The sequence below is a fragment of the uncultured Aquimonas sp. genome, assembly GCF_937888285.1.
In the GTDB taxonomy this organism is placed as follows: domain Bacteria; phylum Pseudomonadota; class Gammaproteobacteria; order Xanthomonadales; family Xanthomonadaceae; genus Aquimonas.
Genome location: NZ_CALART010000068.1, coordinates 1 through 21,605, shown reverse-complemented (window position 1 = coordinate 21,605; position 21,605 = coordinate 1). Strand labels below are relative to the sequence as shown.

The window sequence follows — 21,605 nt, the reverse complement described above, 5'->3', positions numbered from 1 at the left end:
ATGCACACGAACGGATCCGACTTCCGAGCGGTGACCTTGTTCAGCGGCATGTCGGTCGCCTACTTCCGCCGCAACATGATCTCACTGGTGATGACCCTGGCGATCCCGGTGGTCTTCCTGCTGCTGTACTCCTACGCCTACTACCTGAGCGCGCCAGCCACCCGTGTTGGCGTCGTGTTCGACACCACCGTGCCGCTTCTGGCAAGCGAACTGAAGCTGGACGAAGAGGCATTCAACCTGCGACACGGCGCTGAAGACGCGATCCAGGACGTGCGCCGCGAGAAGGCGCGCATCGGCATCAGCCGCCTCGATGCCGAAACGGTGCAGATCGCCGCCTATCGGATGGATCGTCCCCTGGTGGCGATCCTTGCCCAGCGCATCGGCATGCTGCAACCCGAGCTCAAAGTGCAGCCGCTGTGGGTCGATGCGGAAACCAGCCCGCTGTTCTTCCTTCCGGCCATCATCATCATGAGCCTGCTGAACCTCGGCCTGTTCACGACCGGCGCCAAGGTGCTGCAGGAGCGTTCGGCGAGCACGCTGCGTCTCTACCGGATGCTGCCGCTGCCGTTCTGGACCTACTTTGCGGCCGAGTTTCTGACCAAGCTGCTGCTGGCCGTGGGCATCACCCTGGTGTTCCTGCTGTGCGCCGTGGCCCTGCTGGACACTGGCCTGGGCCTCGATCGCTGGCTGCTGACGCTTGTCGCTTCGATTCCCGTGGCAGCCGCCTTCGTCTCGTTCGGCCTGGCCATCGCCTGCCTGCTTCCGAACTACTCGTCTGGCGTGCACGTGTTCACCGTGGTCAACCTGGTGATCGTGTTCTTCGGCGATCTGTTCTTCCCGGCGAGCAAGTTTCCGCTGACCGAGGCCATCGCCCGCGTCATGCCGACCAGCTACAGCGTCGATCTGTTCAAGGGATTGATCCTCAATACCGAGTTCCGGATCGACCCCTGGGTCTCGGTGGGCTTCCTGTTGATCTTCGCCGCGGTGATGTTCCTCATCGCGATCACCTCCTTCAAATACACCGCCAAGGAGTGAGCCATGCGTGCTCCGATTCCCGAGCTTGATCTGGCCGGCGCTGAACCCACCGAGGCCAGCCCCGCCAGCGGCGTCGCCTACCGCCTGAGCGTCTCCGCAGGCACGCGCCATACGCCGCTGCTGCGTCTCGCCCATCGCCTCCGCGCGGCCGCCCTGCGTGAGGGCTGCGCAGTGGTCGATCATCACTTCGAATGGTGCAACGGCGCGCCCGTGCTGATCATGGACCTGCAGCTGCCAGATCCGCTGCTGTCCACCCGCAACCGCTTGTACGGGTGCGCCGAGCAACTGCTGGATGAGGCGATGTTCAGCCTGCCCTGGGACGCAGTGCCGCTGATCTCCGAGGGCAACTCCGGCAAGCGCTCAGGAAACGGCCTGGTCGTGCGGATGGAGTGCCTGCTGCAGCCGCTTGCCCAGCCGCTCAGCGCGATCGCGCTGGATGCTCTGGAGCGCGCCGCCGACACCAAACAGCTGGCGCTGGCGCTGGCGACCCGGGTGCTCCGCGTGCAGCCCCAGGGAGACGCGCTGGATGCCTTGCTGCACAGCCGATTCAGCTCGACCGAACTGGATCTGCTCGGACGCCGCGCCGCAAGCGTGGCCGCCGCGGTGGATCTGCCCGAGTCCAGCGCGATGTACAGCCTGTGGACCGATGCGCCTGCGCTGGACTTCCTCACCGCCGCCATGAATCGGCTCGGCTTCACCGCACGCGAGACCGCGTACCTGCTGCTGCTCGCGGATCACGCCGCGCGCGCCTCGCACAAGGAGATCGCAGCATGAGCGTACATGCACTCTCGCAGGGCTTCCTCGGCACCATTGGTCGTACCGAGCCCGTGCACCTCAACAGTTTTCTCGACCGCGCCTTCCATGTCGTCCAGTGCCGCACATCCAACCTGGCACGTCTGTTCCCCTACGTCCGCGACTGGTCGGGTCGGGAGAGCTGGAACTTCGGCTTGTACGGCGCCGCCTCCGAGCCCGAACCCGCGCTGGCCGATCTGAAGGCGATCGCAGAAGCCGCCGAGCGCTACAGCAGCGCGGTGCTCGACGAGGGCGAGTACATCGTGGCCAGCGCCGACGAACTGGGCGAGGCCGCCTTCGATTGGCGCACGCTGCCGCGCCTCTCCGCCGCCGAGCTGGCTGCACCGGGACAGCTGCTGCACAACTTCGAGCCTGCCGAGGCGATCCGCTGGGTGCAGTCGGTACGACTGTCAGACCAGGCGATCCGTCTGATTCCAACGGTCGTGACTCATCTTTACCCGCGGGCCTGGAGCAGCGAGCGCTTCTGGAATCCAATTTCCACCGGCGTTGCGGTGCACGTCGATCGCACCCGGGCCGCGGTGTCGGGAATGCTGGAAGTGATCGAGCGCGACGCGCTGTCATTGAACTGGCTGACCTGTCGCCCGCTGCCGCGTATCCACCTGGACGCGCTGACCCTCGATCAACTCTCGCCAGCCGTTGCCGAAGTGCTGTCTGCAGGCGATATCGCGCTGTACCAGGGGACGACTGACCTCGGCGTGCCGGTGGTCTATGCACGCCGCCATCGCCCACGCCATCCGCGCGTGGTCAACGTGGTCGGCTGCGCCGCGGACTTCCGCTACGCCCGCGCGGTCGACAAGGCCGTCAGCGAACTGGTGATGATCGGCGCAGCGCTGGAAATGAGCAGCCATCGGCCACCCGAGGAGCTGTCCGAATTCCAGAGCCTGCTGGACGGCGCTGTGCACATGATGCACCCGGCGCGAGCACCCGCCTTCGGCTTCCTGGACCGCGGCGGCGACGTCGATGCCCTGCGCCTGTTCGAGCTGGACGCGAGCGCACCCGAGTCGCCGGAAGCCGGCTTCGCGTACCTGCACGCGCTGCTCGGCGCGCACGGCAAGGACGCCTATCTGGCCGAGCTGACGCCAGACGAGCTGCGTGACTGCGAGCTGGTGTCGGTCCGCGCCTTCATCCCCGGCCTGATGCCGATGAGCTTCATGCATCGCTCGCGCTTCCTCGGTTCGCGTCGCCTGGCCGAATTCGCGCGCTGGCTGGGACTGCGCGGCGCGCAGTCGGACTGGCTGAACCCCGCCCCCCAACCCTTCGCCTGAGGTCGACATGTCCGCCGTCCTTTCTCCTGTCCTGCAAGGCCCCGCGATCAGCGCACGGGGGCGCTTCGGCGAAGCCGTGGCCGCGCTCCTGCAGGGGGGCATCCAAGGCCATGGCCCGGAGCTCGCCCTGCACCTGAGTGCCGCGCCCGATCTGCACGTGCTGGAACACCTGCAGGCGCGCCATGCGCGCGTGGTCGGAGCGTTCCTGTTCGAGCGCTATGCGGTGATCACGCCCCTGCTCGAAGACGCCAGTGCCTGTGCCAGCTGCTTCCGCCGGCGCTTTGTCAGCGCCCCGCCGCCTCCTTACAGCGTCGAGTTCTGCGAGTCGGTGATCGCCAACAGCGAGCGCGATCCGCAGTTCGAGTATGAGGGCTTTCTGCCGAGCACGGCGCGGCTGGTGGCCGAGCTGGTGCTGAAGTCACTCGACACCCCACTGGTGGGCGCCACCGTCATCGACCAGTTCGGAGCCCAGCACCAGGGCGTACCCCTGCTGGCCGTGCACGGCTGCCGCTGCCGCCGCGTCAGCGGCCGCAGCCACGCCGGACCTGATCGCTTCACCCGCCACCTGCTTGGAGACCTGCCATGGCCTTCGCACTGACCGGCGATCCCGAGATCGACGCCGCCGTTCCCGCCTATCCCCAGGTGCTGCCGGAGATTCGCTGGCACCAGCTTGATGCCGACAAGATGGCCGCCTTCGGTGGTCTGTATGGCTCGATCTTTCCGGTCCAGTACGCCGGCAAGTCGCTGCGCGGCCTGCTTGCCGAGATCAACGGGCGCACGCCGATCGAAGCCTTTGGCCATTGTCCCGGCAGCCTCTACTACCTGCGCAACCTGTTCCGCGCCGGCCTGCTGGAAAATGCCACGCGCGCAGCCGCGCCCGCCGTCGGCAAGCTGCCGGCGGAAGTCGACAGCTTTCTCGCGCGCAGCCTGGATCAGACGCGGCTGCATGCGGACCGGAACGCCGCGGCAAGGGTCTTCCGCCAGCCGCTGCTGCTCGCAGTCGCTCATCCCCTGCTGGAACAGGCCGTCCGCCAGGGCGGTGGTCGGGTCGAAGTGCAGGTTGCGCCACCGCAGGCCGGCGAGTTCGCCTTCCTGCCCTTGACCCTCGACGGACCGCTGCCGGACCTCGCCACCCTGCTCTCAGGCGGCGGCAAGCTGGTCCCGGTGCTGCTCGGCGGCGACGCGGTTGCGATCGGGCCAATGCTGATGCAGCGAGGAATCGCGCTGCAGGACGTGCTGGCCAGCTTCGGCAGCTGCGCGGGCGAACCCGAGCCCCTGCTGCTCTCGGCGCTGGTTCACCAGATGCAGCTGCTGTCTGCGCGTGCCGCGGCGCCTGCATTCAGCCAGAGTCTGCTGCGCTTCTCGCTGCAGCAGGGGCGACTGCAAGTCGAGCGCGTTGCTGCGATCAGCCGCGCCCAGCGACTCAGTGAGGACGCGCTGCGCGACTGGAGCGAGCAGGCGGCACTGGTGGCTGTGCCCTCGAAGGCGCTGGTCGGCAGCAAGCCACACGAGGTGCACTACCAGGCATCGAACCTCGCAGCGAGCCTGGAGACGGTGAGCGCAGCGCTGCCCGCGCAGCCGCTGGAGACTCTGCTGCCGGATGCGCTCGCGGCGCGTATCGAGGCCGCTGTGCAGCTGGCCTTTGGTGTCCGCCATGAGCAGGGGCGAGTGGTACGCAACTGTCCCAGCGGGGGCAATCTGGGCTCGCCCGAGCTGCTGCTCGCGGTGCACGATGCACGCCGCTCCGTGCTGCTCCGATTCATTCCGGAAAGCGGCGATTTCGAGCAGATCGCGGCTGCCGCACCCGAGCCCGGCGCCGAGCTGCGGGTGCAGTTGCTGTGTCTGGGCAATTACGAGCGCACCACCCGCAAGTACGGTTTCTTCGGCCGCAAGCTGGTCTGGCTGGACGGCGGCGTCGCACTCGCCTACTGGCGGCAGGCGCTGCAGGCGCATGGCTTGGCGGGTGTTGAATCGGCACCGCCCGCGCTGGCCGCACCGCTGCTGGAGCGCCGCCGTCACTACTACGAGGTGAGTTGGTGCCAGCGCATCGAGCTTGCGGGCGATGTCCCGCCAGCGGCGGACGCGGAACTGCGGACGCGCATCGCTGCGCGCTGGGCCGTGCGCCATTACGCGCCGGATCTGCTGCCTGTCGCCGAAGCGCAGCGGCTGATCGATGCGGCACGTCCGCGCGTGGTCGATGCCAGCCTTCGCCTGCTGCTGGTCCAGCGCCACGGCAGGCAGGTGCAGCGCTGGCTGCGCACTGCCGATTCGAGTGACTGGAGACTGCTCGACTCTGCAGTCGAATCCGAACTGCCCGATGAGGGGCTCTACCTCTCGCAGCACACCCTCGACCAGGCCGGCCAGCGCGTCTACCTGCTCGGGCCGGCGCCGGGCGAAGTGGCCGGCGAACGGCTGCAGGATTACCACCAGCGGGTACGCGACGCCGGCGAGTGGATGGGCGCGCTGTGGCTGTCGCTGTCGGCCCATGGGCTGGGCGGCTGCCCCTGCGGCGCGGTCAGCGAGCGCGAGCTCGCAGCCGGCATCCGGGAAGAGGACGCAGTGCCGCGCCACGTGCTGTTCGCCTTCGTATTCGGACGTGCCGCGGCGCCGCTTGCAATGGGGTCTTCCACCCCCGCTGCTTCGCTGACGACGGAAGGCGCGTCGTGAAGCTGCTGCTGGCCCTGGCCCTGCTGTGCTGCGCGGCGCTGCTGCTGTCGGCAGCGGCCGTGCAGGCATCACCCTGGCTGCTGTTGGCGGCGCTGATGTGGCTGCCCCTGCTGGTGCTGGGCCATGAGTCCGCGCACTGGGCCGTCGGCAGACTGCACGGGCTGCAGGGGCGCATCGAGTGGACGCTTCGGGGTCGACTGCAGCCGCACTATCACGCCCCGGCGCAGCCGCGGCTGGACGCACACGTACAGCGCCGCGTGCTGCTGGCGGGTCCCACCGCCGACGCGACCGCGCTCCTGCTGGCCGGGGCCGCGCTGGTGTCCACGCCGCCGGGCTGGGCGACCGACATCGCCCTCGGCGCAGCGCTCAGCGCGAGCCTGATGTTCGCGAGCAACGCACGCCCTGTCGGCCAAACCGACGCCGGCCGTCTGCTCCGTCTGCGCCCGGCAGCAGCCGGCGCAGCTCGAGTCCTGCTCCCACCCACGCTCACCCTGCTGGCTCTGCTCGCCCTGGGCAGCGCCAGCCTAGCCCTGGCCCGCTACTGCTGGCCGACCACGTTCGGAGGTGTCCCATGAAATTGAATCGACAGGCACGACTCGGCTTCCTGCTGGGTGCCGTGTTCTCCCTGATCGGCACGGCCGCCGGCTTCTATGTGGGCCTGCTCAAGCCCGCGCTCGATCGCGGCGAGAGTCTGCTCGACCTGCCGCCCGGGTTGCTGCTGCTGAGCGCGGCGTTCCTGCTCGGCGCGGCCGTGGTCCTGTTCAAGCTGCTGCGTCCGGAACCGGCGCCGCGCACCGAGGAGTGGTGAGGCCATGAACGCGCAGATCACCCTGTCGCTGCCGCAGCAGCTGGGCCGCTTCGCCTTTGACAACGCCGAAGGCTGGCGTGCGCTCGACCGCCGGCCTCGCGTGCTGGCGCCGCTGCTGATCCTGCTCGGCTCGGCCATGCTGCTGTCGGCCCTGTACTACCTGACGGTGGACCTCGACTGGCTGCGCGCCGACATGGTCGAGCGCTACCCCGGCGCGCCTGCCGAGAGTTTCGACTGGATGAGTCGACGCAGCCTGATCACCGCTTCGCTGGTCAGCCTATTGCTGAGCTTTCCGCTGATGATCGGCCTGGAAGCGCTGTGCTTCTTCCTGGTGGCACGCCTGCGCGACGACCTGCGCAGCTTCGGCCACTGGTTCAGCTTTGCCGCCTGGTGCGCCCTGCCCGGCGTGCTCGGCATGCTGGCCGGCCTGCTGCTCGTGCTGGGCGGCAGCGACCGCCAGCGCTTCGAGGATGTCTTCAATGCGCTGTCGCTGCTGTCGCTGCTGGGCATCAAGAATCTCCCTGACAGCATAGCGGCGCTTGCAGGCCTGTTCTCCGCGCCGCTGCTGCTGAAGCTGGCGGTCTGCAGCAGCGGCCTGCGCCAGTGGCTCGGCCTTGGCTGGCCTGCCGCCATCGCCCTGGCGCTGGTGCCCACGGCCCTGCTGCTCGGCCTGGCGAGCCTCTCATGAGCCCGCGCCGCGCAGTGATCGCCAGCGCCGTTCTGCTCGGCCTGGTCTGTCTTCCCGCCCTCAGGCCCTGGCTCAGCGGCGAACGCGTCGAGGTCGCCGAACTGGTGCAGGTGGAAGCGCGCGTGCTGACGCCCGGTCGCGAGTTTGAAGGTCGCCTGCTGGCACGCGAAACCGCGGGCCTCGGGGCCGGCGCATTTGGACGGGTCCTGGCGGTGCATGTGCGTGAGGGCGATGACGTGGCGCGTGGCCAGCTGCTGTTCGAACTCGACGACAGCCAGCTGCAGGCCGACCTCGCCGCTGCACGCTCCGAACTGCGCGGAAGCGCTGCCCTGCTGGAACGCGCCCGCGCCCAGCAGACGCAGGCCGAAGCGCATCTGCAGCGCGGCGAGCGTCTGCGCGCGGACGGCTGGCTGGGTGCCGCCGACTTCACCCGCCTGCAGGTCCAGCGCACCGAGGCCGCAGCCGAACTGCAGCTGGCGACCGAGCGGGCCGAGCAGCTGCGGCAATCGATCGGCAAACTGGAAGCGGCGCTCGCACAGACTCGCGGACATGCGCCGATCGACGGCCGCGTGCTGCGGGTCAGCATCAAGCCCGGCGAATTCGTCGCGCCGGTTGGCGGCTATGAACAGGGCGACCTCGTGCGTCTGGCCGATCTGTCGACGCTGGAGGCGGAGATCGACGTACCTGAAGCCCAGATCGCACGGCTGCAGCGCGGTGACTCCATCCAACTGCATCTGCCGGCCCTGCCCGACACGCCGCTGCACGGACGCATCCGTGAGCTCGGCGCCGAACCGCTGCAGGCCGGCTTGATGGGCGCGCCGGCGCGGCAGGGTGTGCGTTACCCGGTGCGGGTCGCTCTCAGTTCCCTGCTGCCGGGCCTGCGCCCCGGCATGAGTCTGCGCGGCAGCTGGCGCGAGGACACCGCGCCTGCGCTCAGCCTGCCGCTGGCCGCGGTGCAGACCGACGCCAACGATCCTCGCCTGGGCCACGCCTGGGCAGTCGAAGAGGGACGCGCCCAGCGCCGCAGGCTGCAGCTCGGCAACAGCGACGCCGACTACGTCGAAGTCCGCGCCGACGACGCCCTGGACGTCTCCTTCGTGGCGGGCCCGCCTGCCTTGCTGCGCAGGCTGGAAAACGGCACCCGCATTGAATCGACGGCTCCGCAGCCGCCTGCGAGCAAGGATGCGCTCGCGAGCCTCTCCGGGGTGCGTCGATGAGTACCGCTCCGCTGATCGAACTCCAGCAGGCCTGCAAGCGCTATCCGGGCGCACAGCAGGGGCAGCCCGTGGATGCCTTGGCCCCCACCGACCTGCATATCGCGCGCGGTGAGTTCGTCGCGATCACCGGCCCCAGCGGTGGCGGCAAGTCGACTCTGCTGAATCTGCTCGGCTGCCTGGCTCCGCTGAGCGCGGGGCGCTACCTGCTGGGCGGACACTGCGTCGGCGCCCTCGATGATCGCGCGCGCGCAGACGTGCGGAACCGCCGGATCGGCTTCGTCTTCCAGGGGTTCCAGCTGCTGCCCCAGCTGAGCGCGCTGGAAAACGTCGCGCTGCCGCTGCTGTACCAGCCGCTGCCGCAGCGCGCCCGTCTCGAGCGTGCGCGGCGGCTGCTCGAGCGCCTGGGCTTGGCTGAGCGCCTGCAGCACCGCCCCGACAGCCTGTCTGGCGGACAGCGCCAGCGGGTCGCGATCGCGCGCGCGCTGGTCACCCAGCCTGAACTGATCCTCGCTGATGAGCCGACCGGGAGTCTCGACCCCGAGGCCTCGACCGAAGTCATGGGTGTGCTGCGCGACCTGCACGCAGGCGGCGCCACCCTGGTGCTGGTGACCCATGACCCCGAGATCGCTCTCAGTGCGCCCAGGCGGCTGCGGATCGAGCGCGGCCGGGTCAGTGAGGATCTGCTCACCGGGGGCCTGGTCAACCGGGCATCTCGCTCGGGGTCCGCCGCGCTGGCGGAGGCGGCATGAACGCGGCGGCGCTGCTGTGGGCGGTGCGCTATGCGCTGCGGGGACGCGGTGCGCGCGCGGGCGCGATTGCCGCCGCCTGGGGGCTGGCCGTGGCCAGCCTGCTGCTGCTGATCAGCCTCGCCTCCAGCCTGCGCAGCCACACCGAACAGCAGTTCGATGCGCTGGGTGCGCGCTCGGCCAGCGTTCGCCTGGCGGTTCCGCGTGGCCAGCAGCAGGCCGGTGAAGAACGTCTGCGGGCCGGCGATGCGCGCGCGCTGGCGGCACTGCCGGGCGTGGCACAGAGCGCCGCGGCCCTGCCGCTTTCCACTCAGCATGCCCGCGACGCGCGCGGCGAACTGCTGGAGGTGCGCGCGCTGGCGGCTGAGCCCGACTATGCGGCCATCACCGGGCTCAAGCTCGCTGCGGGGCGTGCGCTTGACTGGACTGACGAGCACCATCGCCGCCAGACCTGTGTGGTGGGCTCCGAGCTGGCCCTGCGCCTTGACGCGTCGTCGGCGCTTGGCGAGCACCTGAGAATTGGCGACCACTGGTGCCGCGTGGTCGGCATCGCCGAACCCCGCGGCGAACTGTTCGGAGTGTCGCAGGACACCCTGGTATGGCTGCCGTTGTCGCTCGCGCTGGAGCACCGCGAGGGTGATCCCGCGCTGATGCTTCTACTCGGCATGCACGACAGCCAGGCGCTCGCCACACGCCTGGATTCCGTGCGTGCCGCACTGGTGGCGCGGCACGGCCCTGCACTGGAAGACGAAGAACGCCTGCGGATCGACTCGGCGGCCGCGCTGCGCGACAGCCTGGATGGTGTCAGCAAGGCGCTGCGGCTGCTGCTGCTGAGCTTTGGACTGATCCTGTTCTGCGTCGCCGGCTTCGGCGTGACTGCACTGACGCTTGCCGCGATCGCCGAACGCATTCGCGAGATCGGCGTGCACAAGGCGCTGGGCGCGAGTCGCGGCGCGCTGCTGCAGCAGATGTTGACGGAAGCAAGCGTGGTCTCCGGGTCGGGAATCGCCGCCGGCGGTCTGGCCGCCCTGCTGCTCTGCGGACTGCTCAGCCACGCCCTGCCCTTCCTGCCCTCACTCGCGCTGTCGCCGCTGCTGGTCATCGGCGTGTGCGCGGGCGCGCTGTTGATAGCGCTGGCAGCGGCAGTCGTGCCCGCGGCGCGGGGCGCCGGCATGGACCCCATCGAGGCGCTGCGCGAAGTGCGCGGATAGCAGGCCCGGTATCGACGCGAGGCGCAAGCCGATGCGCCCTCGCTGCCGCCGGCGGAACCGCGCAGGCTCGGCGAATCGCGGTCCGATGCGCGCTCGACCATCCCCAGCTCCGCCCATGCGCGGCGGATGCAAGCGCGATGCGCTGGTGTTCCCGGAACATGCCCTGGTCTTCCCCTGCCGCGCCTTGCGCCGGCGGCTACCCGGTCGATATTCTGCGCGACCGCTCCGGGGGGAGACTGAGGATCTTCATGAACGTTTCCATCACCGAGTCACTCTCGCGCTGGACGGCTGGAGACCGCAGCGTGGAAGCCGAGCTGATGGCCCATGTGTATCCGGTGCTTCGTCGAGTGGCACAGCGCCAGCTCAACCAGTCCGGGCCCATGACCCTGCAGGCGACCGAACTCGCCAACGAAGCCTTCATCAAGCTGCGGCAGGCGAACGCGATCGAGGTCGAGAGCCGCGACCAGTTCACCGGCCTGGCGGCTCGGGTGGTGCGCAATCTGATCATCGACCGCATTCGCGAAAGCCAGGCCCACAAGCGCGGCGGCGAGTACGAGCGGGTCGACATCGAAGAGCTGCACCAGCTGCCCGGCCAGCTCGACCGCAACTCGCAGATCGACTGGCTTGCGCTGGATGCCGCCTTGCAGGAGCTCGAACGCGAGGAGCCACGTCATGCACGCCTCGTCGAGCTGCGCTACTTCCTCGGCATGAGCATCGAGCAGGCCGCCGTGCAGCTCGGCGTTTCGGTCCCTACCGCCAACCGTCTGTGGCGGTTCGCGCGAGCCTTTCTCGCGGAGCGCTGCAACCCCGTGCTGAGCTGAGCCGGTGAGCACCGCGACGAAGCCGGAGTCCCTCAGCCAACTGTTCGAACGCTGTATCGAGCTATCCGACGCCGAACGCACCCGGCTGCTGGCTGAACTCGCCATCGAACAGCCCGAGCGCGCCGCACAGCTGCGGCGTCTGCTCGAAGCCGACGCAGGCCTGTGCGCACAGCCGGACCCACAGGTGCCACCAGCGATCGGGCGCATCGCGGGCGAGCTGGGCGGCCTGGGCCAGGTCGGCGGCTTCCAGCTGCTGCGGGCACTCGGTCACGGCGGCATGGGCGAGGTCTGGCTGGCAGAACGCGCTGCGGGCTCGGGGCGCCAGCGGGTCGCACTCAAGCTGCTGCGGGTCGGCGTGGACGACGCCGCGCGGCGGCATTTCATCGAGGAGCAGCGCATCCTCGCCAGCCTGAGCCACCCGCACGTGGCGCGTCTGATCGACGCCGGCATGCTGCCCGAAGGACTGCCCTGGCTGGCCATGGAATACGTCGAGGGTGCGCCGATCACGGAGTACTGTGCCCGCGAGGCGCTCGGCGTGGAGTCGCGGCTGCGGCTGTTCCTGGCCGTGCTGCGCGCCGTAGGCCACGCGCACGGCAACCTCGTGGTTCATCGCGACATCAAGCCCAGCAACGTGTTCGTGGACAGCAGCGGACAGCCGCGCCTGCTCGACTTCGGGATCGCCAAGGCGCTGCAGCCGAATCTGAAGGCAACGGCTACGGCTGACCGCTACTTCTCACTGGCTTCGGCCGCGCCCGAGCACTTCAGTGGCGAGCCGTGCAACGTCGCCACCGACGTCTACCAGCTGGGGCTGCTGCTGTACGAGCTGCTGTGCGGCTGCTCGCCCTACCGGTTCGATCGGCTGAGTCCAGCTGACATCGAGCGTCAGGTGCGCGACGAGTCGCCACCTCCGCCCAGCCTGCGCTGCACGGATGACGCAGCAAGGGGCTGCGGCCTGCTGCATGCAGGCCAGCTCGCGCGGCGTCTGCGTGGCGACCTGGACCGGATCGTCCTGCACGCCCTGCGCAAGCGCGGCGACGAACGCTACCAATCGACCCTGGACTTCGCGCAGGACATCGAGGCGTTCCTCGAAGGGCGCCCCGTGCGCGCGGTGGGACAGGGCCGCGCCTATCGGATGCGCAAGTTCGTCGCTCGTCACTCGCTGCCGCTCAGTGCGGTGGGCGTGGCCGCACTTCTGATCCTCGGCCTGGTGGTGCAGCTGCTGCTGCGCGATGCCGAGCTGGCGAGGGCCCACGCGATGGCGGTGGAGGAGCGCGACAATTCCGACCGCGTCAATCGGTTCCTGCTGGACATGTTCCGTGCCGCGGATCCTTTTGCCGGCCAGGGACCGGACCTGCGCAGCATCGTCCGCCAGGCGTGGGAGCAACAGCTCACCAGCGGTGGGTTCACCGATCCCCGCGTCTCCCTTGCGCTGATCGAGGCGGCAATCGGGCTCGGCGAGCGCGCGGCCGCACAGCAGATGATCGATGCCTTGAGCGGACACGCGGACTGGCCCGTCGATATCCAGCGTGAACTACTGCTGCAGACCGCGCGGCTGCAGTCGATCGAGGGCCGCAGCGAGGATGTGCGCGCCACCATCAATGCGCTCGCATTGATCATGCAGGGCGCGTCCGATCCTCAACAGGTGCAGTACATCGGCCATGTGGCGCAGCTGCTGATCGCCGACGATCCGGCCCAGGTCCTGGCCCTCACCGACCGCAGCCCGGTGCCGCCTGCCTGGGTTCGTCTGCGCGCCCGCGCGCTGATCGCGCTCAATCGCCACGCGGAGGCCGAACGCCTGCTGCAGTCCGCACGCAGCGGCACCGAGCAGCCAACCACGGAACGTCTCGCCATCGCCCAGGCGCTGTTGCACCTGTATCTCTCGACCGATCGCGCCGAGCTCGCTGAACGCACCGGTGCAGGCATGCTGGACGAAGCCCGCGCGGTGCTGGGCGAAGGCAACGCCAGGCTGGTGCCCTATGCGAACTCGCAGGTGATGGCGCTGGCCGCCAACCGCAAACTGGTCGAGGCTGCAGCGCTGCTGGACGAGATGCTGGGCTGGGAAGATATCGCCGACAGCACGCGCCAGCGTCTGCTTGCCAACCGCTTTCTGATTGGCACCTCGCTGGGAGAACGCGGCGATTCGCTGGCGGCGCACGCCGTCCAGGCACTCGCGCGCTTTCCTGCCAACGAGAACCTGCATCTGCTGGCACTGCTCGTGCAGCTGCGTGACGGCGCCGAGCGCAATGCGTCGGAGGCAGCGATCGCAACGATCAAGAACGCACTGAGTGACAGGGAGCCGTCCGCAGAGCTGGTGGAACTCGCCTCGCTATGGATGCGCGCCCTGGAGGCGGAGCATGCATCCGAGCTCGCCCGGCTACGCGCGGACAGCGAGCGGCTCAGGCAGCAGGATCCGCGGCTGCTGGGTTATCTGGACGCGCGCCTGCGCCCCCCAGCAACGCCCTGATTGAACCCAACATCGCGAGTGCAGGCCATGGCCCATCCATGGTGCCTGCACGCACTGCCGGATCCAGCGTGACCGGGCGCAGCCAGGGCGTCGCCGCGTGAGCACGGCACATGCCCGGATCTACGCCCAGCGCACGATGCCCGCACCTGCACCACACGGTGTCGCCAGGCCACCCGCTGGATGGGAGGTCCCTCCCGGTCGTCCGGGAACTGCCTGATACGGTTTTTTCGGAGTCTCCGTTCCCGGAAGCATCCACCCACCACGAGGATGCCCCGATGTTGCAGATCGCTCGCGCCACCCTGCTCAGCCTGATTCTGTCCAGCCAGGCGATCGCCACTCCTCTTGGCCTGTGCGAGATCTTCGAGGATCCGCTGCCCACCGGAAGCTCAGGCGCCTCCAGCATCTGCGACGAGAAGTCGGCCCAGGCTGCGGGCAAGGGCGCGGCGAATGCGCCAGCTACCGAATGGAACACGGTGGGGCTGAAGCAGGATCGCTTCGGTCTGTTCGCCGAGGGCGGCCTCGCGGTCGAAATGAAGATCGAGGGCACGCCCACGGCCGACGCCACGGTACTTGCGCGCATCGTTTCCACCCAGGCCGCGGGCGCGACGGAACCGCGTGCGGTGGAAAACAGCGCGACCTGGATGCTGGTCGTGCTCGAGCGCCGCCCCGACGGCAGCCAGCAGATCGTGCTGCGGCACTACGCCTACGCGGGGGCCGACGTCGTCCTGGTCCGCGAGGTGCGTTCGTCCGCTCTTCCTGCCGCAGTGCTGGAAGCGCTGACACTCCAGGTGGATCGTCGTGCAGACGTGGTGCAGCTGCGCATCGCGTCGGCATCCTTCGCGGTCACGCTCGAGGCGCAGGACTTCGGTGCCCTGATTCCCTGGGTGCAGCTGCGCGGGCCCAACAGCCTTCAGCCTGCGGGCATCAATGACTCCCGCTATGCGGTGACGTCCGCCTGGGCCGAGCACTGATCGCGATGGCGCCGCGCGACCGCCGCGCCTGCCGCACGGGCCCATCGTCGCGGCTTCGCAGACCTGCCAGGGGGCGGCTTGCGCCCCCTGCGGCAGAGGAAGCGGGCGGCTTGCGCCCCCTGCGGCAGAGGCCTGGAACCAGTGAGCTCGCAGAACAGATGGCGAGCCGGACAGAGGAAAGGCAAGGCCCCGGGGATCGGGGCCTTCTGCTTGAGCAAAGAGGCACTCATCTGGGGTGGACGCGCGCGCGGATCGAAATCCGCTCCGGCGATGCGCATGGCGGGAGATGGTGTCGGCAGCATCGCGCGGGTGACGCAGCCGCGCAGCCGCTCATGGCCCTGGATCCTGAAAGCCCCGCATCAGCGGGTGGTCGTGGGAAGAGCACGCAGCACGCCGCCCTACAGGCCGCCCCGCGTCCGCGCCAGCACGCTGACCCGCTCGCGGTCGCGATACAGGTGGCTGCTGTAGCGGAAGGGCAGATCGTCGAACAGGATGTCGGCCTCCAGCACGAAGTGGCTGGTGTAGACACCGAGTGCGCCATCGGCCGGCTGCGGTGCGAGCCCGAGGCGTTCGAGCTCGGTGTTCACTTCATCGAGGCTGCGGTAGCGCGCGCGCCCCTCGCGGGCCAGGATCTCGGCCTGCCGGCGCGTCATCGCCTGATCCAGACTCATCCACAGCTCGACCGAAGCGGTGTTGAGGTTCAGCGGCGAGGCATCCGGCAAAGCGCAGACCTGCGGACGCAGCTGGCGCCAGGCCTCGGCATCGACCGCCGGCAGCAGGCGCAGCTCGGAGGCATGCACCATCGGCCGGTTGGCGGCGCGCCGCGCCGGCTGCTGGGCGAGATGGGCGCCGTCCTCGGCGCCGCCTGCCGCGGGGTCGATGTCGGCATCGATGTAGTCGAGCGTCTGTGCGGCGATGCGCGGGTCCAGGTTCAGCGCCCGCAGCAGGCGCTCGAAGCGCTCGAAGGCGCGCGGGTCGGGCTGGTCCTCGCGCAGCAGGCTGTTGAGGTTGAAGCAGCCGCCCTGCTCGCGCAGACGTCCGATGATGCGACCCCCGGGAATGTCGAGCGGCGGCAGCGGCTGCGCCCAGAGGTCGTCGAAGGCATCGACGCCGGGCTCGGTGCGCTGGTCCTCGCGCAGGGCCTGCGCCGCCCAGGCCTCCAGGCCGCGCTGCAGCTGCCAGGTCTGCTCGGCGCGCAGGCTGTTGCGGGTGCGCGCCTGGGCGATCTCACCGGCATCCAGCAGGCCGACGATGACCACCGCCGCGAGCGCCAGCACCAGCACGGCGACGATCAGGGCGACACCGCGCTGCTGCCGTGGGCTTCGCAGGGGCGGGTGCGGACGCGGCCTCACAGCGCGGCCTCGGCATCGGGCAGCTCCAGCAGTCGGTGAATCCGCCCCAGGCCTTCGACCTCGATCTCCACCTCGATCCGCAGCGGCAGCGCATCGCTGCTGCCCGGCGCTGGCCAGCGGTCGAACTCCCGACCGCTCCGCGCGAAATAGCGGACGCGGAAATCGCTGAGCCCCTGCAGCAGCTCGACCTGCTCGGGCAGGGTCCCGGGCGCGCGGTCCAGCACGGGCCAGCGCAGGCGCAGCAGACGATCGTCGACGCGGCGATAGGCCGCGCGCTCGATCTCGGCGCGGGCGGCCTGCAGGGCATTGCCATAGCCGTGGCGAGCGAGCTCCAGGCCGGTGCTGCTGCCGACCAGCATCGGCTGGCGCTGGCCGAAGCCGTCGCGTATCGGCCGTCGGGCAACAGCGCGCAGGTCACGCTCGATCTGCCCGACCGCGAACTGCAGCCGCGCCAGCTGCGTGGCCTGCTCCTGCAGCTGCGCACGTGCGCGCAGCACGCTGTCGAGCCCGCCGTAGGCGAGCGCCGCCACCAGGGCGAACAGGGCGACGGCGACGATGACTTCGAGCAGGGTGAAGCCTTGTTGGCGCGCGCGCGCGCCGGGATTCGGGAGCGAAGAGGCGCGCCTGCGGACCACCGGTCCGCGCGCCTGTGAGCGCCCGAGCGCTGCGCGCGAGGGCAAGTATTCGGGATTGGGAGAGCAGGCCGCGCCAAGCCTGCGGACGGTTACCAGCGCACAGTCCCTGCCTGACGAGCTGGCCACAATGCTCGCAGGCTGCGCCTTCGAGCTGCGTTCCAGAGCGATCTCGCAGCTCATGGCGTCGCGAACGCGGTGAGGCGGGCGACGGGATCGGCGTCGCTGCCGGCAAGGCTGCCGGAGTCCGCCGCGAACACCGTGATCTCCATGCGACGCACGCGCTCGACGTCGGTGTCGCTGGTTTCGGCCTGCCAGCGCCAACGCTGCGGCCCCATCCGCATTTCGCCCTGCTGGCGGCCCACCGGCGGCGCGCCCTGCGCGCGCAGCTCGGCCGCCACGTTCGCCGCCACCCACTGCGCCAGCGTGCTGTCGCGATGGTGGTTCAGCGCCTGCGCCTGCAGCCCGGCGGCGCGGATCAGGGCGACCAGCGACAGCGACAGGATCAGCAGGGCGATCAGCACTTCGAGCAGGGTGAAGCCTCGCGCGCGTCTGCGCGCGCCGGGATTCGGGAGTCGGGATTCGGGATTCGTAGGCCGGGCATCGTGTGGCGAAGCATGCGCCACCCCGGCGGCATGTCCGTCGGCGCTTACAGCCTTGGGTTCAGTCCCCTCACAGTCCAGAAGGCAAGGGGCGTGCAGCCGAGAAGAACGGAGCGCGGCTTCCCCGAATCCCGAATCCCGACTCCCGAATCCCGGCTTTTCACCCATCCCCGCGCTCCCGCAGCACCTGTCCGTCCGGGCGACCTTCGAGCCGCCAGCGCTCGGGCATATCCACGCGCGAGATTTCGATGACGAACGGGCTCAGCTCACCGCTGGCGAGGCAGAGCAGCTGCGGGTCGACGGGCGCGTCCTCGGTCAGGGCCAGGCGCTCGCCATCGCGCTGCAGGCTCCACTCCGTCGCCTCCTCCAACATTCGCGGACGCAGCGGCTCGCGACTCGCGTCCTCCAGCGGATACCAGCGGTCGGGGCCGCGCCAGGCGAAGTCGATGCGCTGGCGGCTCAGGAAGATGCCAAGGTCGCGCCCGGTCAGCTCGGACTGCTCGCAGCCCAGCCGGATCAGGGCCTGCAGCCGCGCGGCCTGGGCTTCGAGCTGGCGCGAGGCGTTGCCGCCGATCGACAGCGCGACGGCGGCGACCACCACACCGAGGATCACCACCACCAGCAGCACCTCGATCAGGCTGTAGCCCTGGGCCCGATCCGGGCGCGGCATGGCAGCGCTCAGCGGCCGATGTCGGCGGCCGCACCCTCGCCGCCCGGCGCGCGGTCGGCGCCCAGCGAATAGAGGTCGAAGGCGCCGCTCTGGCCGGGGCTCAGATAGACGTAGTCAGCGCCCCAGGGATCCTTCGACAGCTCCTTGATGTAGCCACCGCTGCGCCAGTTCGGCGCCTCGGGGCGCCCGCTTGGCTTGGTCACGAGCGCGCGCAAGCCCTGCTCGGTGCTGGGGTAGGTGAAGTTGTCCATGCGGTAGAGATCCAGCGCGGTGCGCAGGGCTTGGATGTCCTGCTCGGCACGGGTCAGGCGCGCGTCGTCCGGGTAGCTCATCAGCTGCGGCACGACCAGCGCGGCGAGGATGCCCAGAATGGTCACCACCACCAGGATCTCGATCAGGGTGAAACCGCGCCCGCGACGCGGAGCGGACAGGCGCGCAGGGCAGGTGGCATGGACGCGGGGAGACGAGCGGAAGATCATGTCGGGCTGGCGTTTCGACCCCTGCGGGTCGCCTGTCTATCGAATCCGCGCGAGTGTAGCAAAGCGATGTCGACCTCCCCCGCCCTGCAATCCCACTGGCGCCAGCGTGACCTGGCGGTGCTCTGGCACCCCTGCACGCAGATGCGCGAGCACCACACCGATCTGCTGCCGCTGGTGCCGATCGCGCGCGGCGAAGGCGCCTGGCTGATCGACTTCGAGGGCCGCCGCTACCTCGATGCGGTCAGCTCCTGGTGGACCAACCTGTTCGGCCATGCGGAGCCCCGCATCGGTGCGGCGATCGCGCAGCAGGCGCAGCAGCTGGAGCAGGTGATCCTGGCCGGCTTCAGTCACGCGTCGGCGATCGAGCTGGCCGAGGCCCTGCTGCGGCTCGCGCCGCGCATTGAAGGTACGCCGCCCTTCGCCAAGGTGTTCTATGCCGACAATGGCTCGGCCGGCATCGAGGTCGCGCTGAAGATGAGCTTCCACAGCCATCGCAACCGCGGCGACGAAAAGCGCACGCGCTTTGTCGCGCTGTCGAACAGCTATCACGGCGAGACCCTGGGCGCGCTGGCGGTGTCGGACATCCCGCTGTACCGGCGGGTCTACGCGCCGCTGCTGATCAGCCCGGTCTTCACGCCCTCACCCGACGCTTGGGACGCGCTGCCGGGAGAGAGCCCGCGCGACTGCGCCGAGCGCGCCGCGCAAGCGCTCGAAGCCCTGTTCGAGCGCGAAGGAGACACCATCAGCGCGCTGATCGTCGAGCCGCTGGTGCAGTGCGCCGGCGGCATGCGCATGCATGACCCGCATTACCTGCGGCGCGCCCGCGAACTGTGCACGCGCCACGGCGTGCACTTGATCGCCGACGAGATCGCGGTGGGCTTCGGACGCACGGGCACCCTGTTCGCCTGCGAGCAGGCCGGCATCGCGGCGGATCTGATGTGCGTGTCGAAAGGACTCACCGGAGGCTTCCTGCCGCTGGCCGCGGTGCTGGCGCCGCAGCACATCTACGAGGCCTTCCTCGACGACAGCCGCGAGCGCGCCTTCCTGCATTCGCACAGCTACACCGGCAACCCGCTGGCCTGCGCCGCGGCGCGCGCCACGCTCGGCATCTTCGAAGGCGAACCGGTGCTCGAGCGCAACCGCACCACCGCGGCGCGCATGGCCGCACTGGCCGCGCCCTTCGCCGAGCATCCGAACGTCGCCGAGGTACGCCAGACCGGGATGATCCTTGCGCTGGAACTGGTCGCCGACACGAACACGCGGGCGCCGCTGCCCTCGACGCAGCGCGCCGGACTGCGCGCCTACCGCCACGCCATCGAACGCGGCGTGCTGCTGCGGCCGCTGGGCGACGTGCTGTACTGGATGCCGCCCTACTGCATCGACGAGGAAGGTCTGGACCTGCTCGCCGAAGTCACGCGCTCGGCGCTGGGCGCCGCGGTCGAAGGCCTGTAGCGCGAACCGGCGCGCTCGCACTGTCCGTACCCCTGCGTTCGAGCGTGCCGAGGGCCGCCGGCTATACTCCCGCCCTTCACGCTCGCCCAAGACCGCGCCCCATGAACCAGAACTTCCTCGATTTCGAGCAGCCGATCGCCGAGCTGGAGGCGAAGATCGCCGAACTGCGGCACGCCAGCCAGGGCTCGGCCTTCAACATCGAGGAGGAGATCGGCAAGCTGCGCGACAAGCTGAAGGTGCGTACGGAAGAGATCTTCCGCGAGCTCACGCCCTGGCAGGTGGCGCAGCTGGCGCGGCATCCGCTGCGGCCCTACACGCTCGACTACATCGGCCATATCTGCGAGGAGTTCGAGGAGCTCGCCGGCGATCGCGCCTACGCGGACGACGCGGCCCTGGTCTGCGGCATCGGCCGCATCGACGGCAAGCCAGTGACGATCATCGGCCACCAGAAAGGCCGCGACACCAAGAGCAAGATCAAGCGTAACTTCGGCATGCCGCGCCCCGAGGGCTACCGCAAGGCGCTGCGCATCATGAAGCTGGCCGAGCGCTTTCGCCTGCCGCTGCTGACCTTCATCGATACCCCGGGCGCCTACCCGGGCGTGGGTGCGGAGGAACGCGGCCAGAGCGAAGCGATCGCGCGCAACCTGATCGAGATGGCCGAGCTCAAGATCCCGGTGGTCTGCACCGTGGTTGGCGAAGGCGGCTCGGGCGGCGCGCTGGCGATCGGCGTGGGCGACCGCACCCTGATGCTCGAATACAGCACCTACTCGGTGATCTCGCCCGAGGGCTGCGCCTCGATCCTGTGGAAGTCGGCCGACAAGGCCCGCGATGCCGCCGAACAGATGGGCATGACCGCACCGCGCCTGCTGGAGCACGGCCTGATCGACAAGATCATCAAGGAGCCGCTGGGCGGCGCCCACCGCGATCCGGCCGAGGCGGCCAAGCGCATCAAGGCCGCGGTGCTGGGCGAAGTCGAGGCGCTGGAGCGGCTGGATCTCAACACCCTGCTGGAGCAGCGCTACGCGCGCCTGCGCCGCTACGGCTCGCACCAGGCGGCCTGAGAGCTTCCCAGCGCGGCGCAGCGACGCAGGTGTTCTCGAAGAAACCTGGATTCGTCATCCCCGCGCAGATCCTGTCCTCGCGAAGGCGGGGACGGGGATTCAATGATCGTGCGACCGGGTCAGGCTGGGACTGGGCCCCCGCCTTCGCGGGGGCGACGATGCATTGGGTCGCGAACGTTCTGTTTCTTGAGAGCTTCTCAGCCCCGCGTCGCGGGGCGGGTGTTCTCGAAGAAACATGGGGGCGTCATCCCCGCGCATGCGGGGATCCAGTGATCTGGCCGCTGCTGCAGGTCCGGTCTGGGCCCCCGCCTCCGCGGGGGCGACGAGCCAGGGGTCGCTAGACGCTGTTTGGGCCGGATTTTCACGCCGTGCTGCCGCGAAGGCGATCCGATACGATCAACCACTTACGATTCTGTTTCTTGAGAGCATGTGAAAAAGCCATCCGCCTACTGCGGCCGCCTCTGGACGCCCGTGGCGGCAGCGCGCTACGCGAATTCCGCAGTCATTTGACCCGCCAAACTCCCTTGAATTCGCGCACCGCGCTTTGCCACGAACGCCCAGAGACGCCCTCGCTACGGCGTCCGGTTTTTTTCACACGCGCTGAGAGGGTGTTGACAAATTAGGTGGTCAGGCGTCGAAGCAGCATCCGCG

At 69.4% G+C, this 21,605-nt stretch carries 21 protein-coding genes; 16 read left to right on the top strand and 5 right to left on the bottom strand.

Going from position 1 to position 21,605, the window contains the following annotated elements:
* From Q0654_RS13900 to Q0654_RS13835, 14 genes are all read left to right on the top strand, one after another.
* The gene (locus tag Q0654_RS13900) at positions 1–1,035 is read left to right on the top strand and encodes an ABC transporter permease (protein WP_298854804.1); all 1,035 of its coding nucleotides are present in this window, start codon (positions 1–3) and stop codon (positions 1,033–1,035) included.
* Positions 1,036–1,038: 3 nt separating this feature from the next.
* Complete coding sequence (locus tag Q0654_RS13895) at positions 1,039–1,809, top strand: hypothetical protein (protein WP_298854802.1); 771 nt, start codon at positions 1,039–1,041, stop codon at positions 1,807–1,809.
* On the top strand, positions 1,806–3,113 hold the full coding sequence (locus Q0654_RS13890) for a YcaO-like family protein (RefSeq protein WP_298854800.1): 1,308 nt from the start codon (positions 1,806–1,808) through the stop codon (positions 3,111–3,113). The genes Q0654_RS13895 and Q0654_RS13890 overlap by 4 nt, the downstream gene beginning before the upstream one ends.
* A 7-nt stretch (positions 3,114–3,120) precedes the next feature.
* Positions 3,121–3,711: a hypothetical protein gene (locus Q0654_RS13885; protein ID WP_298854798.1), complete on the top strand. Its 591-nt coding sequence runs from the start codon at positions 3,121–3,123 to the stop codon at positions 3,709–3,711.
* Positions 3,696–5,780 carry a nitroreductase family protein gene (locus Q0654_RS13880; protein WP_298854796.1) on the top strand — a complete coding sequence of 695 codons (2,085 nt, stop codon included), beginning with the start codon at positions 3,696–3,698 and terminating at the stop codon, positions 5,778–5,780. Before Q0654_RS13885 ends, Q0654_RS13880 begins: the two co-directional genes overlap by 16 nt.
* Positions 5,777–6,355, top strand: a complete 579-nt coding sequence (locus tag Q0654_RS13875) for a hypothetical protein (protein WP_298854794.1) — start codon at positions 5,777–5,779, stop codon at positions 6,353–6,355. The genes Q0654_RS13880 and Q0654_RS13875 overlap by 4 nt, the downstream gene beginning before the upstream one ends.
* Positions 6,352–6,588, top strand: coding sequence for a hypothetical protein (locus tag Q0654_RS13870; protein ID WP_298854792.1), 237 nt, complete (start codon positions 6,352–6,354; stop codon positions 6,586–6,588). The genes Q0654_RS13875 and Q0654_RS13870 overlap by 4 nt, the downstream gene beginning before the upstream one ends.
* A 4-nt stretch (positions 6,589–6,592) precedes the next feature.
* On the top strand, positions 6,593–7,276 hold the full coding sequence (locus Q0654_RS13865; RefSeq protein WP_298854790.1) for a YIP1 family protein: 684 nt from the start codon (positions 6,593–6,595) through the stop codon (positions 7,274–7,276).
* A complete protein-coding gene (locus tag Q0654_RS13860; protein WP_298854788.1) occupies positions 7,273–8,493 on the top strand; it encodes an efflux RND transporter periplasmic adaptor subunit in 1,221 nt (406 codons plus the stop codon). Before Q0654_RS13865 ends, Q0654_RS13860 begins: the two co-directional genes overlap by 4 nt.
* The gene (locus Q0654_RS13855; RefSeq protein WP_298854786.1) at positions 8,490–9,242 is read left to right on the top strand and encodes an ABC transporter ATP-binding protein; all 753 of its coding nucleotides are present in this window, start codon (positions 8,490–8,492) and stop codon (positions 9,240–9,242) included. The genes Q0654_RS13860 and Q0654_RS13855 overlap by 4 nt, the downstream gene beginning before the upstream one ends.
* Positions 9,239–10,450 carry an ABC transporter permease gene (locus Q0654_RS13850; RefSeq protein ID WP_298854784.1) on the top strand — a complete coding sequence of 404 codons (1,212 nt, stop codon included), beginning with the start codon at positions 9,239–9,241 and terminating at the stop codon, positions 10,448–10,450. The genes Q0654_RS13855 and Q0654_RS13850 overlap by 4 nt, the downstream gene beginning before the upstream one ends.
* A 248-nt stretch (positions 10,451–10,698) precedes the next feature.
* On the top strand, positions 10,699–11,271 hold the full coding sequence (locus Q0654_RS13845; protein WP_298854782.1) for an ECF-type sigma factor: 573 nt from the start codon (positions 10,699–10,701) through the stop codon (positions 11,269–11,271).
* Between the two features lie 4 nt (positions 11,272–11,275).
* Entirely contained in the window at positions 11,276–13,735 is a 2,460-nt protein-coding gene (locus Q0654_RS13840) for a serine/threonine-protein kinase (RefSeq protein WP_298854780.1), read from the top strand.
* A gap of 275 nt (positions 13,736–14,010) precedes the next feature.
* Positions 14,011–14,706 (top strand): hypothetical protein, encoded by a 696-nt coding sequence (locus Q0654_RS13835; protein ID WP_298854778.1) that lies wholly within the window; start codon positions 14,011–14,013, stop codon positions 14,704–14,706.
* A 398-nt stretch (positions 14,707–15,104) separates the two neighbouring features.
* On the opposite strand, the gene gspK is transcribed toward Q0654_RS13835, so the two are convergent.
* The 5 genes from gspK to gspG all read right to left on the bottom strand — a co-directional run bounded on the left by gspK (position 15,105) and on the right by gspG (position 18,441).
* Positions 15,105–16,058 (bottom strand): type II secretion system minor pseudopilin GspK, encoded by a 954-nt coding sequence (gspK, locus tag Q0654_RS13830; RefSeq protein WP_298854776.1) that lies wholly within the window; start codon positions 16,056–16,058, stop codon positions 15,105–15,107.
* On the bottom strand, positions 16,055–16,693 hold the full coding sequence (gspJ, locus tag Q0654_RS13825; protein WP_298854774.1) for a type II secretion system minor pseudopilin GspJ: 639 nt from the start codon (positions 16,691–16,693) through the stop codon (positions 16,055–16,057). Before gspJ ends, gspK begins: the two co-directional genes overlap by 4 nt.
* Before the next feature lie 176 nt (positions 16,694–16,869).
* A complete protein-coding gene (gspI, locus tag Q0654_RS13820; RefSeq protein ID WP_298854772.1) occupies positions 16,870–17,460 on the bottom strand; it encodes a type II secretion system minor pseudopilin GspI in 591 nt (196 codons plus the stop codon).
* Entirely contained in the window at positions 17,453–17,962 is a 510-nt protein-coding gene (gene gspH, locus Q0654_RS13815) for a type II secretion system minor pseudopilin GspH (RefSeq protein WP_298854769.1), read from the bottom strand. Before gspH ends, gspI begins: the two co-directional genes overlap by 8 nt.
* 8 nt (positions 17,963–17,970) lie before the next feature.
* Positions 17,971–18,441, bottom strand: a complete 471-nt coding sequence (gspG, locus tag Q0654_RS13810; RefSeq protein WP_298854767.1) for a type II secretion system major pseudopilin GspG — start codon at positions 18,439–18,441, stop codon at positions 17,971–17,973.
* A gap of 66 nt (positions 18,442–18,507) precedes the next feature.
* Between gspG and Q0654_RS13805 the strand changes: the two genes are divergently transcribed.
* Positions 18,508–19,893, top strand: a complete 1,386-nt coding sequence (locus Q0654_RS13805) for an adenosylmethionine--8-amino-7-oxononanoate transaminase (RefSeq protein WP_298854765.1) — start codon at positions 18,508–18,510, stop codon at positions 19,891–19,893.
* 101 nt (positions 19,894–19,994) lie between these two features.
* Positions 19,995–20,954 (top strand): acetyl-CoA carboxylase carboxyltransferase subunit alpha, encoded by a 960-nt coding sequence (locus Q0654_RS13800; RefSeq protein WP_298854763.1) that lies wholly within the window; start codon positions 19,995–19,997, stop codon positions 20,952–20,954.
* The last annotated feature ends 651 nt before the right edge of the window (positions 20,955–21,605 follow it).

Bases quoted from the DNA above. Each gene is read 5' to 3' on its own strand.
- Q0654_RS13900 (WP_298854804.1), top strand. From the start codon at position 1: ATGCACACGAACGGATCCGACTTCCGAGCGGTGACCTTGTTCAGCGGC.
- Q0654_RS13895 (WP_298854802.1), top strand. From the start codon at position 1,039: ATGCGTGCTCCGATTCCCGAGCTTGATCTGGCCGGCGCTGAACCCACC.
- Q0654_RS13890 (WP_298854800.1), top strand. From the start codon at position 1,806: ATGAGCGTACATGCACTCTCGCAGGGCTTCCTCGGCACCATTGGTCGT.
- Q0654_RS13885 (WP_298854798.1), top strand. From the start codon at position 3,121: ATGTCCGCCGTCCTTTCTCCTGTCCTGCAAGGCCCCGCGATCAGCGCA.
- Q0654_RS13880 (WP_298854796.1), top strand. From the start codon at position 3,696: ATGGCCTTCGCACTGACCGGCGATCCCGAGATCGACGCCGCCGTTCCC.
- Q0654_RS13870 (WP_298854792.1), top strand. From the start codon at position 6,352: ATGAAATTGAATCGACAGGCACGACTCGGCTTCCTGCTGGGTGCCGTG.
- Q0654_RS13865 (WP_298854790.1), top strand. From the start codon at position 6,593: ATGAACGCGCAGATCACCCTGTCGCTGCCGCAGCAGCTGGGCCGCTTC.
- Q0654_RS13860 (WP_298854788.1), top strand. From the start codon at position 7,273: ATGAGCCCGCGCCGCGCAGTGATCGCCAGCGCCGTTCTGCTCGGCCTG.
- Q0654_RS13855 (WP_298854786.1), top strand. From the start codon at position 8,490: ATGAGTACCGCTCCGCTGATCGAACTCCAGCAGGCCTGCAAGCGCTAT.
- Q0654_RS13850 (WP_298854784.1), top strand. From the start codon at position 9,239: ATGAACGCGGCGGCGCTGCTGTGGGCGGTGCGCTATGCGCTGCGGGGA.
- Q0654_RS13845 (WP_298854782.1), top strand. From the start codon at position 10,699: ATGAACGTTTCCATCACCGAGTCACTCTCGCGCTGGACGGCTGGAGAC.
- Q0654_RS13835 (WP_298854778.1), top strand. From the start codon at position 14,011: ATGTTGCAGATCGCTCGCGCCACCCTGCTCAGCCTGATTCTGTCCAGC.
- gspI (WP_298854772.1), bottom strand. From the start codon at position 17,460: ATGGGTGAAAAGCCGGGATTCGGGAGTCGGGATTCGGGATTCGGGGAA.
- gspH (WP_298854769.1), bottom strand. From the start codon at position 17,962: ATGCCGCGCCCGGATCGGGCCCAGGGCTACAGCCTGATCGAGGTGCTG.
- gspG (WP_298854767.1), bottom strand. From the start codon at position 18,441: ATGATCTTCCGCTCGTCTCCCCGCGTCCATGCCACCTGCCCTGCGCGC.
- Q0654_RS13805 (WP_298854765.1), top strand. From the start codon at position 18,508: ATGTCGACCTCCCCCGCCCTGCAATCCCACTGGCGCCAGCGTGACCTG.
- Q0654_RS13800 (WP_298854763.1), top strand. From the start codon at position 19,995: ATGAACCAGAACTTCCTCGATTTCGAGCAGCCGATCGCCGAGCTGGAG.